Below are 15,985 nucleotides of genomic sequence, written 5' to 3'. Positions count from 1 at the left end.
ATGACGCTCCCGTTTTCCACTGTCCGCGACCTGCTGCGTTTCGCGGTGTCGCGCTTCAACCAGGCCGAGCTGTCGTTCGGCCACGGTTCGGCCAACGCGTACGACGAAGCCGCCTATCTGATCCTGCATACGCTGCATCTGCCGCTCGATCTGCTCGATCCGTTCCTCGACGCACGCCTGAGTGCGGCCGAGATCGACGCCGTGCTGAACGTGATCGAGCGCCGCGCCGCCGACCGCGTGCCGGCCGCGTACATCACGCAGGAAGCGTGGATGCACGGCTTTCGCTTTCACGTCGATGAGCGCGTGATCGTGCCGCGTTCGTTCATCGGCGAATTGTTGCAGGACGGCCTGCAGCCGTACGTGGAAGATCCCGAACAGGTGAGCGCCGTGCTGGAGCTGTGCACCGGCTCCGGCTGCCTCGCGATTCTCGCGGCGCATGCGTTCCCGAACGCGGATATCGACGCGGTGGACCTGTCGGCGCCGGCGCTCGAAGTCGCGACGCGCAACGTGACGGACTACAAGCTCGACGACCGCATCGCGCTGTTCGAAGGCGATCTGTATGCGCCGCTCGCCGAGCGCCGCTACGACGTGATCATCAGCAATCCGCCGTACGTGAACGCGGCGTCGATGCAGGAACTACCCGCCGAATACAAGCACGAGCCGGACATGGCGCTCGCGGGCGGCGCGGACGGCATGGACATCGTGCGCCGGATCATCGCCGAGGCGCGCAACTGGCTGACCGAAGACGGCGTGCTGGTGGTCGAGATCGGCAACGAGCGCGCGCACGTCGAAGCGGCGTTCGGCGGTCTGGACCTCGTGTGGCTGTCGACCAGCGCCGGCGACGACACCGTGTTTCTGATTCAGGCGGCGGATCTGCCGGTCTGAGGTTCCGTCGGCTAGTCGTGTAGGTGCGATGCGGGTGGCGCCGCGCCGCTTCGCCAACTCTTCGCGAGCTTATGCAATTCGACCTGCTTCATGTCGGCCCACTGGTCGCTCTCGCCCACATCCTCGGGGCGATTGCGGCGTGTCACGCGATTCTCAACACCCGTACGTCGCAAGGGGCGGTTGCGTGGGCCGTGTCGTTGGTCGCGATGCCTTATCTGACGCTGGTCCCGTATCTCTTCCTCGGCCGCAGCAAGTTCGCCGGCTATGCGGACGCGCGCCGCGTCGAAAACGAACTGCTGCGCACGCGTGCGCATCCACCGGAATGGGACACGCAGGCTTCGTCGGCGGGATTGCCGACGCAGCAACTCGGCGGCAGGTTCGCGCATTCGCTCACGCGTCTCGGCGGCATGCCGTTTTTACCGGGCAATTCCGTGCGCACGCTGGTGAATGGCGCCGCAACGTTCGAGGCCATCTTCGAAGCAATCGAGAACGCGCGCCACTACGTGATTGTGCAGTTCTTCATCGTGCGCGACGACGCGCTCGGCGAGATGCTCAAGGACGCGCTGATCGCCAAGGCCAGTCAGGGCGTGCGCGTCTACTTCCTGTACGACAGCATCGGCAGCTTCGATCTGCCGCACCGCTACGTCGCGGCGCTGCGCGCGGGCGGCGTCGAGATGCATGCGTTCGCGACCAACCGCCGTTTCGTCAACCGCCTGCAACTGAACTTTCGCAATCACCGCAAGATCGTTGCGGTGGATGGCGAGCGTGCGTTTGTCGGCGGCCATAACGTCGGCGTCGAATATCTCGGCGGCAGGGCGCCGCTGTCGCCGTGGCGCGATACGCATATCGAGGTGCGCGGCCCGGCGGTCGCGAGCATCCAGTTCGTCTTCACCGAGGACTGGCACTGGGCCACGCAACAGTTGCCCGAATTCGATATGCCTGCGGCGACACCCGGCGCCCCTGCCCGGAACGAGGGCATGCACTGCCTCGTCGTGCCGAGCGGTCCGGCCGACAAGCAGGAGACCTGCTCGCTCTTTTTCGTCGAAGCGATCAATGCGGCGCGCGAGCGCGTCTGGATCACCACGCCCTACCTCGTGCCGGACGAAGCCGTGTTCTCGGCGCTGCGGCTCGCGGTGCTGCGCGGCGTCGACGTGCGCATCCTGATTCCGTGCCGGCGCGACCACCTGGTGGTGTTCGCCGCCTCGAAGCTGTATGCGTACGACTCGCTGCGCGCGGGCATCCGCATCTTTCGCTACCAGCCGGGCTTCCTGCATCAGAAGGTCATCCTGATCGACAGCGTGGCCGCCGCGATCGGCAGTGCCAATCTCGACAACCGTTCTTTCCGGCTGAACTTCGAGATCATGGTGCTGACCGTGGACCACGGCTTCGCGCAGGAAGTCGAAACGATGCTGCTGAATGATTTCGCCGAATCGCTCGAAATCGATCACAACGAATACCGGCACGCGAGCGCGCTGCGGCGCGTGCTGATGCACGTGGCGCGGCTTTTTTCACCGATTCTTTAGGCGTGCTGGAGGCGCCGCGCCGCGACGTCAGCGCCTCACAACAGCTTTTCGATATCCGCTGTCATCGCCTCGGGCTTGGTGAGCGGCGCATAGCGCTTCACGACATTGCCGTCCCGGCCGATCAGAAACTTGGTGAAATTCCATTTGATTCCTTCAAGCCCCAGCAGACCCGGCGCCTCGCCCGTCAGATAGCGGAACAGCGGATGCGCGTTCGCGCCATTCACGTCGATCTTGTCGAACATCGGGAAGGTCACGCCGTAGTTCTTTTCGCAGAAACTGCCGATCTGCGCGGCGTCGCCCGGCTCCTGCTTGCCGAACTGGTTGCACGGAAACCCGAGCACCGCGAGCCCGCGCGCGGCGTAGGCGTCATACAGCTTTTGCAAGCCCGCATACTGCGGCGTGAATCCGCATTCGCTCGCCGTATTGACGATCAGCAACACCTTGCCTTGATACTGCGTGAGGCTCACTTCCTCGCCGCCGAGCGTGCGTGCCGAAAACGAATAAATCGATGTCATGTGCTCTCCCCGTGAAAGCCGTCAGTCTATGCCAAAAGCCGCGCCACAACAGTCGTCCGAATGGCCGATCCCGACTGAGCGCCCGGTGTCACGCCGGGCAGTCTAAAATAGCGGTTTTCTTCAGCCGGCCTCTTCGTGATCCGCTTTAATCAGTTCAGCCTCGCGCGCGGCACCAAGCCGCTCTTCGACAACACCACGTTCACCCTCAACCCCGGCGAAAAGGCCGGGCTCGTGGGGGCGAACGGCGCGGGCAAGTCGACGCTGTTTGCCGTGCTGCTCGGTGAACTGCATGCGGACGGCGGCGATTTCTCCATTCCGCCCACCTGGCGCATCGCCCACGTCGCACAGGAAACGCCCGCCGCGGACAAGACCGCGCTCGACTACACGCTCGACGGCGACGCCGCGTTGCGTGCGATCGAGGCGCGCATCGCCGCCGCCTCCGCCGCGCACGACGGCGCAGCCGAAGGCGAAGCGCACGCCGCGTTCGCGGACGCCGACGGCTACACCGCGCCCGCGCGCGCCGAAGCGTTGCTGCTCGGTCTCGGCTTCACGCTCGAACAGACGCGCGAGCCGGTCAGCAGTTTCTCGGGCGGCTGGCGCATGCGGCTGAATCTCGCCCAGGCGCTGATGTGCCGCTCCGATCTCCTGCTGCTCGACGAACCGACCAACCACCTGGACCTCGACGCGATCGTCTGGCTCGAAGACTGGCTGCATCGCTACGCCGGCACGCTGATCGTGATCTCGCACGACCGCGAATTTCTCGACTCGGTCTGCAACGTCACCCTGCACCTCGAACAACAGCAGATCAAGCGCTACGGCGGCAACTACTCGCAATTCGAAGTGCTGCGCGCGCAGCAGATCGCGCTGCAACAGAGCGCGTATGAAAAGCAGCAGCGCACGGTCGCGCATCTGCAGAGCTACATCAACCGCTTCAAGGCGCAGGCCACCAAGGCGCGCCAGGCGCAGAGCCGCGTGAAGGCGCTGGAAAAGATGGAACTGATCGCGCCGGCGCATGCAACGTCGCCGTTCACGTTCGAGTTCCGCGCACCCGACTCCGCGCCGAATCCGATGATGGTGATGGAGGACGTGCGCTGCGGCTACCACGGCGAAGAAGGCGTCGAGATTCCGATCGTCGACCACGTGATGCTGTCGATCCAGAACGGTCAGCGCATCGGCCTGCTCGGCGCGAACGGCCAGGGCAAGTCGACGCTGATCAAAACGCTCGCCGGCACGCTCGAAGCGCTCGGCGGCCGCGTGCGCGAAGGCAAGGGGCTGCGCATCGGTTACTTCGCGCAGCATCAGCTCGAAACGCTGCGCGCGGACGACACGCCGCTGCAGCACCTCGCGCGCCTCGCGCCGGACACGCGCGAGCAGGAACTGCGCGATTTCCTCGGCAGCTTCAATTTTTCCGGCGAGATGGCGACCTCGAAGATCGCGCCTTTCTCGGGCGGCGAAAAGGCGCGCCTCGCGCTCGCGCTGATCATCTGGCAAAAGCCCAACCTGCTGTTGCTCGACGAGCCGACCAACCACCTCGATCTCGAAACGCGTCACGCGCTGACCATGGCGCTCGCGCAATTCGAAGGCACGCTGATTCTGGTGTCGCACGACCGCCACCTGCTGCGTGCCACTACCGATCAGTTCATGCTGGTCGCGAAACACCGTCTGACCGAATTCGACGGCGATCTCGACGACTACCGCGACTGGCTGCTGCAACACGCGGCCGAGCAGCGCGCGGCGCTCAAGGCGGGCACGGCGGCCAATGGCGCGAACGGCGGCGCGGACAGCGGCGCCGATAACAGCGTGAATCGCAAGGAGCAGCGCCGCCTCGAAGCGGAAACGCGGCAGAAGCTCGCGCATCTGAAGAAGCCGCTGCACAGCCGCATTACGAAGATCGAAAAGGAAATGGACGCGCTCAATACGGAGAAGGCGGCGCTGGATGCGTTCGTCGTCGATCCGGCCAGCTACGAGCCCGAGCAGAAGAACAAACTGACGGAGGCGATCCGCCGTCAGGCAGATGTGAACGCGCGCCTCGAAACGCTCGAAGCCGAATGGCTCGAGACTCACGAGGAACTCGAACAAATCGGCTAGCGGCACGCAGTTTCCGGTCCGCGCCGGCACCGACGAGAGGTTGGCTTTGTCTTCCGCGACAGCATCATCCATGTCATCGGCTACAGCGGTACCGCCCGCGCTGCAGGGGCTGCGCGTTCTCGACCTGACGCGTCTGCTGCCGGGGCCCGTGGCCGCGTTACGGCTCGCCGAGCTCGGCGCCGACGTGCTGAAAATCGAAGCACCCGGCGCGGGCGACCCGACCCGCACGATGATGCAATCGTCGAGCGACCGCGTGGCCGGCCGGCCCGGCGCGTTCTACCGGATGGTCAATCGCGGCAAGCGCGAAACGCGCCTCGACCTCAAATCCGACGCGGGACGCAACGTGTTGCGCGCGCTCGCGGCGGAAGCGGACGTGCTGATCGAGAGCTTCCGGCCCGGTGTGATGGAGCGCCTCGGCATCGGCTACGCTACGTTGCGCACGGCCAATCCGCGGCTCGTCTACTGCGCGATCAGCGGCTATGGCACGAGCGGGCCGTTCGTCGATCGCGCGGGCCATGATCTGAACTACATCGGCTATGCGGGCGTGCTCGATCAATTGGCAAGCCGCGACGGCACGCCGATCCTGCCGAATTTCCAGATCGCCGACCTGCTCGGTGGCGCCTTGAGCGCGGTCACGCAGATTCTCGCCGCACTATGGCATGTGTCGCGCGGCGGCGAGGGCCGCTTCCTCGACGTCTCGATGACGCATGTCACGCATGCGCACAACATCGTCGCGCAAGTCGCGCTCGCCAACGAAGGCGCTGCGCCGGCCCCAGGCGCCGGTCTGCTGAACGGCGGCGTGCCGTGCTACAACCTTTACCGCACACTCGATCAGCGCTGGCTCGCGGTCGGCGCGCTCGAACTGAAATTCTGGGAAACGCTGTGCATGGCGCTCGACCGGCCCGAGTGGGCGACGCGCCACTGGAGCCTTGGCCAGGCGATCGGCGGCCCGGACGCGAACGCGCTCACGCAGGAGTTGGCCGACATGATCGGCACGCGTACGCTGGCGGATTGGATGCTGCTGCTGGAGCCGCTCGACTGCTGTGTGTCGCCGGTGCTGACGGCGGCCGAAGCGGCACGGCATCCGCTGTTCGATCCGCAGGCGTATGCGGCGCAGGCCGAAAGCGATGCGGATGATACAGGTACCGCCGATGGCCTGAACGGATGACGTCCGCCTACCTACGGCTTCGCTGTGCTGCTTTCAGCTGATGCGGCTCTGACAGCGAAGGACTTACTGCGAGGAATGTTTGCTGCTCGGCCCCTACCCTCAGCGCCGCACAGCCGTCTGCCGCGGCAACGTCTGGCGTGGCGTCTTTTCATCGTCGTACAGCAGGTGCTTGCGGCCTTCGACGTGACGGTCGATCGTGGCGCGAACCTCGGCGGCAGTCGCGTCCTCGGCCACTACGCGCCGCGATATCTGTCCCGCCGTGTCGATCCACTCGACGATCCGGCACGCGTCGCCCCATGGCTGGCGAATCGGTGCGGACACGCGGCAGCCGCGCACCTGTATCGGCCGCTCGGCGACGGTTTCAATTGACTGTTTCAAGGCGCGATCCTTTTTCGAGCATCGGAAGGGATGGTTGCCCTCGCAGCTTAGAAAAAAGAAATGCCATTCAGGTTACAGACAATGCGGGGATATTTACGGCGCATTACGGCGCGCTTGCTGCCCTCATGCGCCGCGGTCCCGTCTATTCGAGCGTGCGGACCCGGTCGATCGCCTGTTCGATCCGTTCGACCGCAACGACCTGTAAGCCTTCGATCGGCTGTTTCGGCGCGTTGGCCTTCGGAATGACCGCGACCGAGAAGCCCAGTTTGGCCGCTTCCTTGAGCCGCTCCTGGCCGCGCGGCGACGGCCGGATCTCGCCGGCGAGGCCGACTTCGCCGAACACCACGAGCCCCTTGGGCAGCGGCTTGTTGCGCATCGACGAGTGGATCGCGAGCAGCACGGCCAGATCGGCGGCGGGTTCGGTGATCTTCACGCCGCCCACCGCGTTCAGAAACACGTCCTGATCGAAGCACGCGATCCCTGCATGCCGATGCAGCACGGCCAGCAGCATCGCGAGCCGGTTCTGTTCGAGACCGACCGCGAGCCGGCGCGGATTCGGCGCGTTGGCCGCGTCCACCAGCGCCTGCACTTCGACCAGCAGCGGCCGTGTGCCCTCCTGGGTCACCAGCACGCAGGAGCCCGGCACCGACTGCTCGTGCTGCGACAGAAACAGCGCCGACGGATTCGCCACGCCGCGCAGGCCGCGCTCGGTCATCGCGAACACGCCAAGCTCGTTGACCGCGCCGAAGCGGTTTTTGATCGCGCGCACGAGGCGGTACGACGAATGCGTGTCGCCCTCGAAGTACAACACCGTATCGACGATGTGCTCCAGCACGCGCGGGCCTGCCAGCGCGCCTTCCTTGGTCACGTGGCCAACCATGATGATCGTGGTGCCCGACTGCTTGGCGACGCGCGTCAATTGCGCCGCGCACTCGCGCACCTGCGCGACCGAGCCCGGCGCGGAGGTCAGCGCGTCGGAATAGACCGTCTGGATCGAGTCGATCACCGCGACGTCAGGCCGCTGGTCGGCGATCGTCGCCTGGATTTTTTCGAGCTGGATTTCCGCGAGCAATTGCAGCTCGCTCGCCTTCGAGCCAGGCTCCAGCAACGAAAGCCGCTGCGCGCGCAACGCAATCTGCGCGGCCGACTCTTCACCGCTGATGTAGAGCGCGCGTTTGTCGGCGGCGATTTCGGCGAGCGATTGCAGCAGCAGCGTCGATTTGCCGATGCCCGGATCGCCGCCGATCAGCACCACCCCGCCCGGCACCAGACCGCCGCCCAGTACGCGGTCGAACTCGCTCACGCCGGTGGAAAAACGCGGCACGTCGGACGCATCGATATCGGCGAGACGGCGCACCGGCGCGCTCTTCGCGAGCGACTGGAAACGATGCGTGGACGGCGCTTCGGCGACCGATTCGACCAGCGTGTTCCACGCATTGCATGACGGGCACTGGCCAGCCCATTTCGGCGATTGCCCGCCGCATTCACTGCAGATGTACAACGTCTTCGGTTTAGCCACGCGTGATTGCCTGTATTGCTGTTCTTGGGATTGATCGGGTTGATGCGCCGGGTGCGGTTAATGGCCGTTTCCGCGCCGGGACGCCAAGCGCGGCGGCGAACGCGACGACATGCAGCGGCGTGCTGTGCGACGCAAAAATACGGAGCAACACGCAGTGCCGTCAGCGGTGCGCCCAACAGCGCAAATTCCGACGCAGCCGGCGACGCAAAAAGCGAAGCGCGACGCCATCAGGGAAAACTCATCGCGAGGCGCGAACTGGCGCAGCCACCCGCCATGGCCTCGCGCCGCGCACTACCTGCCTCGCTACACCGTGCGCGACTGCGCCGCTCACTCCGCCTGTGACTTTGCCCGCTGCTGCGCGCACCCTACTCCGCCCGCACCGGCACACGCGGCGCCACCGCGCACATCAGCTCGTAGCCAATCGTGCCGCACGCCTGCGCGACGTCGTCGATCGGCAGCGCGTTGCCCCACAACTCGACGCGCGAGCCGACGTTGGCGGTCGGCACCGGCGTGAGGTCGACCGTGAGCATGTCCATCGACACGCGTCCGACGACCCGCGTGCGCACGCCCTCGACGATCACCGGCGTGCCTTCCGGCGCGACCCGCGGATAGCCGTCCGCATAGCCGCACGCGACCACGCCGATACGCATCGCGCCGCGCGCCTTGAACGCCGAGCCGTAGCCGACGGTGCTGCCTTCATTGAGCATCTGCACGGCGATCAGTTCCGAGGCGAGCGTCATCGCCGGCTGCAGCCCGGTGCTTTCGATCGCGGCTGTCACGCCCGACGGCGACGCACCGTACAGGATGATGCCCGGGCGCACCCAGTCGAAATGCGCGCCCGGATGCCACAGCGTGGCCGCCGAATTGGCGAGGCTGCGCGCGCCCGCGATGCCTTGCGCGCCGCGCTCGAACGCTTCCATCTGATACGCAATGCCGCGCTCGCCGTCGGCATCCGAGAAATGGGTCATCAGCGTGATCTGGCCGACGCCCTGGCAGGCGCGCGCCCGCTCCCACGCGGCGCGGAATTTCTCCACCGTGTAGCCGAGCCGGTTCATGCCGGTGTTCATCTTCAACTGGATGTTGACGGGCTTGGACAGGCGCGCCATTTCGAGCATGCGCAACTGTTCGTCCGAATGCAGCGCGGTCGTCAGGCTATAGCGGTCGATCACGTCGATATCGGTCGGACGGAAGAAGCCTTCGAGCAGAAGAATCGGCCCAGCCCAGCCCAATTCACGCAACTTCACGGCTTCTTCGAGGTCCAGCAATCCGAAGCCGTCGGTTGCGCGCAAGCCGGGAAACACTCGCGCAAGGCCATGTCCATATGCGTTCGCCTTGACGACGGCCCATATTTTGGACTTTGGCGCGTAGCGTCGCGCGACGGCAAGATTATTGGCAAGTGCGGCGGTATGAATCGTGGCTGAGAGGGGGCGCGGCATGGGATATTTTCGTAAAGACACTTGCGAATCAGCGGCTTACTGGGCGTTTTCAACGCGCGGCAGTCCGCTGGGCGGTGCGATCAAGGATTCTGCTAGTCCGAATTCAGCTATTTTCGTGATATAAAGCCGTGCGCACAACCCATTTCGAACGGCATAAGCCCGGACGTATTGCAAACGGCCGGGGCGGACAGACCGCAGCGAGGACAGCATCGCATCAGATGAAAAAAGGTTTTTACACCATCATGGCCGCGCAGTTTTTTTCGTCGCTGGCCGACAATGCGCTTCTGATCGCCGCTATCGCACTGCTGAAAGATCTTCACGCCCCGAACTGGATGACGCCGCTGCTCAAGCTGTTTTTTGTGCTGTCGTACGTCGTTCTCGCCGCGTTCGTGGGCGCCTTCGCCGACTCCCGTCCGAAAGGACGCGTGATGTTCGTCACCAACACCATCAAGGTCCTCGGTTGCATCACGATGCTGGTCGGCGCGCATCCGCTGATTGCGTACGGCATCGTCGGCTTCGGCGCGGCGGCGTACTCGCCCGCCAAATACGGCATTCTCACCGAACTGCTGCCGCCTGACCGGCTGGTCGCAGCGAACGGCTGGATCGAAGGTACCACGGTCGGCTCGATCATTCTCGGCACCGTGCTCGGCGGCGCGCTGATCAGTCCGCACATTGCCGCGCCGATCCTGCGGCAGCACATCCCCACCGTCAATACGCCCGCCGAAGCGGCGATGCTGGTGATCATGGCCATCTACGTCGTCGCGGCGCTGTTCAATCTGCGCATTCCGGACACCGGCGCGCGTTATCCGAAACAGGAACGCGGCCCGATCAAACTCATCACCGATTTCGCCGACTGCTTTCTCGTGCTGTGGCGCGACAAGCTCGGCCAGATTTCGCTCGCAGTCACGACGCTGTTCTGGGGCGCCGGCGCGACGCTGCAATTCATCGTGCTGAAGTGGGCCGAAGTGTCGCTGAACATGTCGCTCTCCGAGGCGGCGATCCTGCAGGCGGTGGTGGCCGTCGGCGTGGCGGGCGGCGCGATCTTCGCGGCCTCGCGCGTGCCGTTGAAGAAGTCGCTGTCGGTGCTGCCGGTCGGCATCATGATGGGGATCGCCGTGATGCTGATGGCGTTCTACACGCGCGACCTGTTCCCCGCGCATTGGGGCCTCCGGATCGGCCGCATGCATATGCCGGGCTACCTGATCTTCGCGTATATCTTCCTGATGGTGGTCGGCGGCCTGTCGGGCTTTTTCGTCGTGCCGATGAATGCGCTGCTGCAGCATCGCGGCCACGTGCTGCTCTCGGCGGGTCACTCGATCGCCGTGCAGAACTTCAACGAAAATCTCTCGGTGCTCATCATGCTGTGCCTGTACGCGGTGCTGGTGTGGCTCGACGTGCCGGTCACCGTGGTGATCGTGCTGTTCGGCACCTTCGTGTGCCTGATGATGTGGCTCGTGATGCGGCGCCACCAGGCCAACCAGCGCGCATTCGACTCGGTTGCGCTGATCGGCGAAGCCAAGCACTGAGCTTGCCGCGGGCCGCTGCTCACGAGCGTGCCCGCGCCTTCCTTCTTCCTCGCTTGACCATGACGCAAACGATTCCCAATGTGCTGACGATCGCCGGTTCCGACTCGGGCGGCGGCGCCGGCATTCAGGCCGATCTGAAGGCTTTCTCGGCGCTCGGCGCCTATGGTGCAAGCGTGATCACCGCGCTCACCGCGCAGAATACGCGTGGCGTCACCGCGATTCACGCGCCGGACCCGGCCTTCATTACCGCGCAACTCGACGCGGTGTTCGACGACATCCGCATCGACGCGGTGAAGATCGGCATGCTGGCGAACGCGCCGATCGCCCGCGCGGTCGCCGATGCGCTGCGTCGTCACAAGCCGAAGCACGTCGTGCTCGACACGGTGATGATCTCGAAGAGCAATCATGCATTGCTGCTGCCGGATGCGGTCGCTGCGGTGCGCGACGAATTGCTGCCGCTCGCGGATCTGCTGACGCCCAATCTGCCCGAAGCCGCCGCGCTGCTCGGCGTGCAGCCGGCCACCGACGAGACCGGTATGGTCGAGCAAGGCGAAGCGCTGCGCGCGCTCGGCGCACACGCGGTGCTGATGAAGGGCGGCCATCTGAGCGCAGCGGACAGTCCCGACTGGCTGGTGCAGGACAGTGGCACATTGCGCCTGGGCGGCCCGCGCGTGCCGGTGAAAAATACGCACGGGACGGGTTGCACGCTGTCGTCGGCAATTGCGGCGCTGATTCCGCAACGCGGCGATCTGGCGAGCGCGGTGGCCGATGCGAAGATTTATTTGACGGGTGCGTTGCAGGCGAGTGATCGGCTCGATGTCGGCGGCGGCGTCGGGCCGGTGCATCATTTTTATCGCTGGTGGTGAGCGGCTCGCTGTAGGGGGCGTTGTTGAGTGTCTGCCGCGTTTCGCTGCTGGGCTGTGCGGTTTTTTGCGTCGGGGGCGGAACCTACGTTTTGGCACGCTGAAGCCACGCGAGCGTTCGATCAACTGACGGTGATACGCGGTGAGATCGTGACGTGGCTCACGTTACGACGAGCGGGTATGTCGTACCGCCTGCTGCTCCGCGTACGCCGCGCGTCATGCCGCACTTTCTCCGGCCACTCGTGCGGCACGGTGAAGCCCACAGAAGCGTTCCAAACGAATCGTCACCGGCGAGCGGTGAGATCGTGCCTCGTTATGCCGGGAGCGACTGCGTCGTACCGGCTACCACTCCACTACTTCTGCGCGTAGTTCCATGCCTGCTCCGGCCACTCGTCCGGCACGATGAAACCGCGCGAGTGTTCGACCAGATAGCCTGCGCGATCCTCGACAAGAGCGGCGACCATCGCCGGTCCATGCTGGGGTGAAATCTGTGCCGCAAGCGTTTGCGCGTCGACCCAAAGCGATCCCACGGGCTCGCTCCCAGCCTGCTCGCTCTCCAGCGCAACGCGCCTCGGCGCAAGCCATTCCAGCCGCGGCAACTGCCGCCACTTTTGCGCCTGCGCCGCCGCGAACGCCGGCCAATCGCTGCGCGTGACCCACCAGCCTCGGCCATGCGACGGATTGAGCTCGACGGGGTCCGCCGGCCTCTCGCCATGCCGGTAAAACAGCCAGCCTTTAACGAACATCTCAGGCGTCCACGGTCCCGCATAACCGACCGACGCAAACTCTTCGCGCGCACTCAACGGCAATTGATGGTTCAGCAGATGCGCGAGCTTGAGATCGAAGCGGTCTTTCAGATTCGGCCCGACATAATCCGCCAGGCGCGCGTCCGTTTGCCCGGCTCCCTGCCCCTGCCCATGCCCATGCCCCTGCCCACGCCCGTCGCCCGCATGCAGATAACACTTCACCGCCAACTCCCAATGCAGCCGCGCGCCCTGCCGCGACTCCACAAGAAAATCGCATTCGCCGAGCGTGACGCCCGCGCGCCGCAACGGCACGCCGGCCGCGACCAGCCGCGCCGCCGGCCCGTTTTGCAGGAACCAGCAGAGCAGCCGTTCCGCGTACCGGCCAAGACGCGTGATGCGCGTCGCCGCGAGGTCACGATGCAGCGGCTGCGGCGTGGCATCGAGTGCGCAGAGCCAGTCGACGCCTGCGTGAAGTTCCTGCGGGGTATCGAAAGGATTCGCGAGCGCGCCCATCGGCGCTTGCGCGCGCAGCAGGTCGGCGCTCAGCAACAGCCACGCGAGATCGCGCACGGCCGGGTCGCGCAAGGTGCGGAGCAACGTTTCGAGGAGCGTGGCATGGTTGCCCCGCGCGGCGGCGACATGCGCCGCCGGTCCGTCGACGGCCATCACTTCACCGTGTTCGACGGCGCACCGCCCGCCGCGCGCCACGTATCGCGCGCGAGACACAGGTCGGCCCAGGCCTTCGCCTTGTCGGGCAGCCGGCGCAGCAGATACGCCGGGTGATAGGTGACGATCACCGGGACGCCTTCGTACTGATGCACGCGACCACGCAGCGACGAAATGCTCGCGTCGGTCTTGAGCAGACTCTGCGCGGCGAAGCGGCCCATCGCGACGATCAGCTTCGGCTTGACCAGCCCCACCTGACGTTGCAGATACGGCTCGCACCGCAGAACTTCGTCCGGTTCGGGATTGCGGTTGCCGGGCGGCCGGCATTTGATCACGTTGGCTATATAGACGTTGGTGTCGCGCGCGAGCGCCAGCGAATGCAGCATGTTGTCGAGCAGCTTGCCGGCCTGACCGACGAACGGCTCGCCGAGTCGGTCTTCGTTCTCGCCGGGCGCTTCGCCGATCAGCATCCAGTCCGCGGCGCGATCGCCGACGCCGAAAACGGTGTTCGTGCGCTTCTCGCACAGGCGGCACAGCCGGCATTCGGCGACGCGCTCGCTCAGCGCGTCCCAGTCGAGCGTGTGGACGGGCGGCAGTTCGGGCGCTTCGCGGCGGGCTTCCGACGGAGCGTGCGCTGGCGGGCCGTCGAACCATGCGAAATCGTCGTCGGGCGGGGCATCGAATGGCGGCGGCTCCGGGGAGCGCGCCGGCCCGACTGGCTGGCGCGGCGGCGCCTGCTGAGCCTGCTGGGCGGATTCGCCCGCTGTATGCGGCTGTTGCCGCGCGTCGACAGGCGTTGATTGCCGGTCCTGCGCGATATCGTGAGCCGGCTGCATCCAACGCTCACCGTCCTCGCTCTGTTGCGTGGCTCGCGTCGGCTCGCTCGCACCCGCCGAAGCGGCATGATCATCGAACCGCTCGCGGGCTCCGGCCGACGGGCCCACCTGCTCGCCGCGAAGCGGCGCACGGGGCTCGCCCGACATCTGCGCACGCCCGGTTTGCTGCGTCTCGCCCGTACGGATAGCTGGCCGCTGCGCATCCTGCGCGAGCGGTACCGACGCTGCCCCCACCGCCCCGCGCCCATCGTCGCGATGCCCCGGGTGCCCGGTCAACGCCTCCGCACCCGGCCCGGCGCCTTCGACCTGCGGCTTGACCGCCATCCCGCGACGCACCCACAGCGTCGTCAGGCCGAACTCCTCCAGTACCGATTCATGCAGCGCCATCTGCGCCCTCCGTGGCAAACGAGAAACGCATCACGATGGCGTCCTCCCGGCTGCGATGCCGCGCCGGATAATAGTTTTTGCGCCGGCCGATCGACGCGAAGCCGAAGCGTTCGTACAGCCGGATCGCCCGATGATTCGACGGCCGCACTTCGAGCAGCAGGCCATCGAGTTTTTCCGCATGCGTGATGCGCACCGCCTCGCGCAGCAGCGCGAGGCCGGCGCCGGCACCTTGCGCACTGGGCGTGACGCACAGGTTGAGCAGATGCATTTCATCGACGACCGGCATCAGCACGCAGTAGCCGATCAGCGTGCCGGTCACGTGCCGCAGGCAGACGCCGAAATAGCCGTTGCGCAGCGAGTCGCCGAAATTGCCCCGGCTCCACGGAAACTCATACGCGATCTTTTCGATAGCAGCGACCTCGTCCAGATCGCCTTCGGTCATCGGCGACATGTAGCGGTCCGCGAGCAACACGCCGCTCATTGCCGGCCCTCGCCGTGAGATCCGCCGTGCGCGGGCGCGGGCTGGGCTGCGCCGTCGTGGACGTCCTGCGGGCTCTGCGCGAGTCCCGCGTCCCGTTCTGCCCTCGCGGCCTTTTCAGCCTTCCCGGCTTTCTCTGCCATACGCTCCGCCGTGGTCTGCGCCACCTTGTCGCGCACGTATTCCGGCGCGGCCTGGTCGGCGGGCACGGTGCGGCCGGCGCGCAATGCGCGCAGCGCCGCGTGTGCGAGCGGCAGCGCATGCGGCAGCGCTTCGCCGTCGACCGTACGCGCGGCGGCCACTGCTGGCAGCCGCGCGCCGAACGCCGCGGCGGCGTTGCCGGCAAGCGTGAAGGGCGTGTCGGGTAGCACCAGCCGCTCTGGCGCGTCGAGCGAGGCCGCCTGAACGGTGCGCCATTCCTGCTGCGCCTCGTCCCACGCGAAGTCGGCCCAGTAGATTTCGTCCATGCGGGCGTCGAGCGCGGCGAGCACGCGCGTCGCCGCCGGATCGCGCAGGCGCGCGCTCTCCGCGCAGGCCAGCAGCGTGCTGACCGGCACGACCGGCAGGTTCAGGCCGAACGCGAGGCCTTGAGCGACGCCGGTCGCGGTACGCAAGCCCGTGAACGATCCGGGACCGGAGCCGAACGCGACGGCGTCGCAAGCCGCGAGCGTCAGGCCGGCTTCGTCGAACAGCTCGCTGATGGCGGGCAGCAGCCGTGTGCTGGAGACCGCGCCGGTCTGCTCGTGGCGAACCCAGAGCCGGGGTGCGGCGCCAGTCTGAGCGGCGTCGACGGGAACGGACAGCAGCGCGACCGAACAGAATTCGGTCGAGGTATCGAGGGCAAGGAGCACAGTTTGAGTCATGGACCGTATTGTAATCGGCGCCGCGCGCGTCAATGGGGTTTGGCGTTGCGTCCTGGCGGCGCCCTGTTTGGAATAAGCCCTCGCCCACGCGAGCACAGGCAGTTGTTA

General features: G+C 66.1%; 14 protein-coding genes. 6 read left to right on the top strand and 8 right to left on the bottom strand.

The window, feature by feature from the left end; genetic code table 11:
• On the top strand, nt 1-885 hold the full coding sequence (gene prmB, locus B0G69_RS13050; protein ID WP_121317522.1) for a 50S ribosomal protein L3 N(5)-glutamine methyltransferase: 885 nt from the start codon (nt 1-3) through the stop codon (nt 883-885).
• A 71-nt stretch (nt 886-956) separates the two neighbouring features.
• Nucleotides 957-2,408, top strand: a complete 1,452-nt coding sequence (gene cls / locus B0G69_RS13045; protein ID WP_121317520.1) for a cardiolipin synthase — start codon at nt 957-959, stop codon at nt 2,406-2,408.
• 35 nt (nt 2,409-2,443) lie between these two features.
• On the opposite strand, the gene B0G69_RS13040 is transcribed toward cls, so the two are convergent.
• Complete coding sequence (locus tag B0G69_RS13040) at nt 2,444-2,923, bottom strand: glutathione peroxidase (RefSeq protein ID WP_121317518.1); 480 nt, start codon at nt 2,921-2,923, stop codon at nt 2,444-2,446.
• A gap of 135 nt (nt 2,924-3,058) precedes the next feature.
• Here B0G69_RS13040 and B0G69_RS13035 point away from each other — a divergent pair, with 135 nt between their 5' ends.
• On the top strand, nt 3,059-5,011 hold the full coding sequence (locus tag B0G69_RS13035; protein WP_121317516.1) for an ATP-binding cassette domain-containing protein: 1,953 nt from the start codon (nt 3,059-3,061) through the stop codon (nt 5,009-5,011).
• Between the two features lie 70 nt (nt 5,012-5,081).
• The gene (locus B0G69_RS13030) at nt 5,082-6,179 is read left to right on the top strand and encodes a CaiB/BaiF CoA-transferase family protein (RefSeq protein ID WP_199731198.1); all 1,098 of its coding nucleotides are present in this window, start codon (nt 5,082-5,084) and stop codon (nt 6,177-6,179) included.
• Between the two features lie 99 nt (nt 6,180-6,278).
• Here the strand turns inward: B0G69_RS13030 and B0G69_RS13025 are convergent, their stop codons facing one another.
• The 3 genes from B0G69_RS13025 to alr all read right to left on the bottom strand — a co-directional run bounded on the left by B0G69_RS13025 (nt 6,279) and on the right by alr (nt 9,512).
• Complete coding sequence (locus B0G69_RS13025) at nt 6,279-6,557, bottom strand: DUF2866 domain-containing protein (RefSeq protein WP_121317514.1); 279 nt, start codon at nt 6,555-6,557, stop codon at nt 6,279-6,281.
• A gap of 142 nt (nt 6,558-6,699) precedes the next feature.
• Nucleotides 6,700-8,076 (bottom strand): DNA repair protein RadA, encoded by a 1,377-nt coding sequence (radA, locus tag B0G69_RS13020; RefSeq protein WP_121317512.1) that lies wholly within the window; start codon nt 8,074-8,076, stop codon nt 6,700-6,702.
• A 365-nt stretch (nt 8,077-8,441) separates the two neighbouring features.
• Nucleotides 8,442-9,512: an alanine racemase gene (gene alr, locus B0G69_RS13015; RefSeq protein WP_121317510.1), complete on the bottom strand. Its 1,071-nt coding sequence runs from the start codon at nt 9,510-9,512 to the stop codon at nt 8,442-8,444.
• A gap of 218 nt (nt 9,513-9,730) precedes the next feature.
• Here alr and lplT point away from each other — a divergent pair, with 218 nt between their 5' ends.
• Together lplT and thiD are read left to right on the top strand one after the other, a co-directional pair.
• The gene (gene lplT / locus B0G69_RS13010) at nt 9,731-11,038 is read left to right on the top strand and encodes a lysophospholipid transporter LplT (RefSeq protein WP_121317508.1); all 1,308 of its coding nucleotides are present in this window, start codon (nt 9,731-9,733) and stop codon (nt 11,036-11,038) included.
• Between the two features lie 59 nt (nt 11,039-11,097).
• Complete coding sequence (gene thiD / locus B0G69_RS13005; RefSeq protein ID WP_121317506.1) at nt 11,098-11,904, top strand: bifunctional hydroxymethylpyrimidine kinase/phosphomethylpyrimidine kinase; 807 nt, start codon at nt 11,098-11,100, stop codon at nt 11,902-11,904.
• 350 nt (nt 11,905-12,254) lie between these two features.
• Here thiD and B0G69_RS13000 read toward each other — a convergent pair whose 3' ends face one another.
• Genes B0G69_RS13000 through tsaB form a run of 4 tightly spaced genes read right to left on the bottom strand, consistent with a single transcriptional unit; the run spans nt 12,255 to nt 15,877 of the window.
• Nucleotides 12,255-13,313: a DUF1853 family protein gene (locus B0G69_RS13000; protein WP_121319364.1), complete on the bottom strand. Its 1,059-nt coding sequence runs from the start codon at nt 13,311-13,313 to the stop codon at nt 12,255-12,257.
• Nucleotides 13,313-14,536, bottom strand: a complete 1,224-nt coding sequence (locus tag B0G69_RS12995; protein WP_199731196.1) for a uracil-DNA glycosylase — start codon at nt 14,534-14,536, stop codon at nt 13,313-13,315. The genes B0G69_RS13000 and B0G69_RS12995 overlap by 1 nt, the downstream gene beginning before the upstream one ends.
• On the bottom strand, nt 14,523-15,017 hold the full coding sequence (rimI, locus tag B0G69_RS12990) for a ribosomal protein S18-alanine N-acetyltransferase (RefSeq protein WP_121317504.1): 495 nt from the start codon (nt 15,015-15,017) through the stop codon (nt 14,523-14,525). The genes B0G69_RS12995 and rimI overlap by 14 nt, the downstream gene beginning before the upstream one ends.
• The gene (gene tsaB / locus B0G69_RS12985; RefSeq protein ID WP_121317502.1) at nt 15,014-15,877 is read right to left on the bottom strand and encodes a tRNA (adenosine(37)-N6)-threonylcarbamoyltransferase complex dimerization subunit type 1 TsaB; all 864 of its coding nucleotides are present in this window, start codon (nt 15,875-15,877) and stop codon (nt 15,014-15,016) included. Before tsaB ends, rimI begins: the two co-directional genes overlap by 4 nt.
• Nucleotides 15,878-15,985: the final 108 nt, after the last annotated feature.

This window comes from Paraburkholderia sp. RAU2J (genome assembly GCF_003634845.1).
Classification (GTDB): Bacteria; Pseudomonadota; Gammaproteobacteria; order Burkholderiales; family Burkholderiaceae; genus Paraburkholderia; species Paraburkholderia fynbosensis.
Note: the sequence above shows the minus strand (reverse complement) of the source record. Positions and strands in the feature narration are given on the sequence as shown.

Excerpts from the sequence above, each read along its gene's own strand:
- tsaB (WP_121317502.1), bottom strand. The coding sequence starts at position 15,877 with ATGACTCAAACTGTGCTCCTTGCCCTCGATACCTCGACCGAATTCTGT.
- thiD (WP_121317506.1), top strand. The coding sequence starts at position 11,098 with ATGACGCAAACGATTCCCAATGTGCTGACGATCGCCGGTTCCGACTCG.
- rimI (WP_121317504.1), bottom strand. The coding sequence starts at position 15,017 with ATGAGCGGCGTGTTGCTCGCGGACCGCTACATGTCGCCGATGACCGAA.
- B0G69_RS13040 (WP_121317518.1), bottom strand. The coding sequence starts at position 2,923 with ATGACATCGATTTATTCGTTTTCGGCACGCACGCTCGGCGGCGAGGAA.
- prmB (WP_121317522.1), top strand. The coding sequence starts at position 1 with ATGACGCTCCCGTTTTCCACTGTCCGCGACCTGCTGCGTTTCGCGGTG.
- B0G69_RS12995 (WP_199731196.1), bottom strand. The coding sequence starts at position 14,536 with ATGGCGCTGCATGAATCGGTACTGGAGGAGTTCGGCCTGACGACGCTG.
- lplT (WP_121317508.1), top strand. The coding sequence starts at position 9,731 with ATGAAAAAAGGTTTTTACACCATCATGGCCGCGCAGTTTTTTTCGTCG.
- alr (WP_121317510.1), bottom strand. The coding sequence starts at position 9,512 with ATGCCGCGCCCCCTCTCAGCCACGATTCATACCGCCGCACTTGCCAAT.
- cls (WP_121317520.1), top strand. The coding sequence starts at position 957 with ATGCAATTCGACCTGCTTCATGTCGGCCCACTGGTCGCTCTCGCCCAC.
- B0G69_RS13030 (WP_199731198.1), top strand. The coding sequence starts at position 5,082 with ATGTCATCGGCTACAGCGGTACCGCCCGCGCTGCAGGGGCTGCGCGTT.
- B0G69_RS13000 (WP_121319364.1), bottom strand. The coding sequence starts at position 13,313 with ATGGCCGTCGACGGACCGGCGGCGCATGTCGCCGCCGCGCGGGGCAAC.